Annotated in this window: 2 protein-coding genes; both read left to right on the top strand. The window is 66.2% G+C overall.

The features are described from left to right. Positions 1-618 (top strand): YadA-like family protein (locus JSS27_21590; GenBank protein MBS0211544.1); only part of this gene is annotated, 618 nt, incomplete at its 5' end. A gap of 21 nt (positions 619-639) precedes the next feature. Next, positions 640-842 (top strand): hypothetical protein (locus tag JSS27_21585; GenBank protein ID MBS0211543.1); only part of this gene is annotated, 203 nt, incomplete at its 3' end.

The following is an 842-nucleotide window of genomic DNA, read 5'->3' as shown; positions in this document are numbered from 1 at the left end:
GCGGCGTACGGCGACAACTCGACCGCCACGGGCGCCAATTCGACGGCTGTCGGTCCGAACGCACGTGCGCTCGGCTCGAGCTCGTCGGCCTTCGGCGACGGCGCGGCGGCGCTCGCGGACGACGCCACGGCGATCGGTCAGTTCGCGACCGCGTCGACGGCGAGCTCGACCTCGCTCGGCTTCCATTCGGCGGCCACGGGGACGAACTCGACCGCGCTCGGATCCAACTCCGTCGCGACGGGCAGCAATTCCGTGGCGCTCGGATACAACTCCGTCGCGGATGAGCGAAACACCGTATCAGTCGGCACGCGTGATCCGGGCGGCCAGCGGCGCATCACGAATGTCGCAGCCGGCTATGAGCAATACGACGCGGTTAACTTCGGGCAATTCTCCGCCGCGATCGCGGGCGTGGCAGCGGCGCCGACGCTTCAAACGCCTTCGGCGCCGGGGAAGACCACCTTTAACTTCAACAGCGCCTACTTCGAGGGTCAGACCGGATTTGGCATTGGACTGGCGCATCGCTTGAACATAAACATTCCGACGGTCATCGATGCGACGGTGTCCGAGGGCTCGAGCAGGGAATGGGTGGCACGTGCGGGGTTCTCGGTCGAATTCTAGACTGAGAGGATCTAACGCCGGATGGATTTGCGAACTGTCTCGTCGGCCCGCGTTGCGTGGGCCGTCGTCGGGGTGCTTCTGGTCGCCGTCATCGTAGGCTTGCTCGCCTGGTTCGGTGTGTTCGGCGGCGAGCGCAAGAGCTACACGGAGATCGCGCAGCTGCGCGCGGCCGAAGACCGCTCGCACGCGCCGCGGATGCGCCTCGAAGCGCAATATCCAGGTCC

It is taken from the genome of Planctomycetota bacterium (genome assembly GCA_018242585.1).
GTDB lineage: Bacteria > Planctomycetota > Planctomycetia > Pirellulales > PNKZ01 > JAFEBQ01.
The sequence above is the reverse complement of the archived record's forward strand: the minus strand, read 5'-3'. Positions and strand labels throughout refer to the sequence as shown.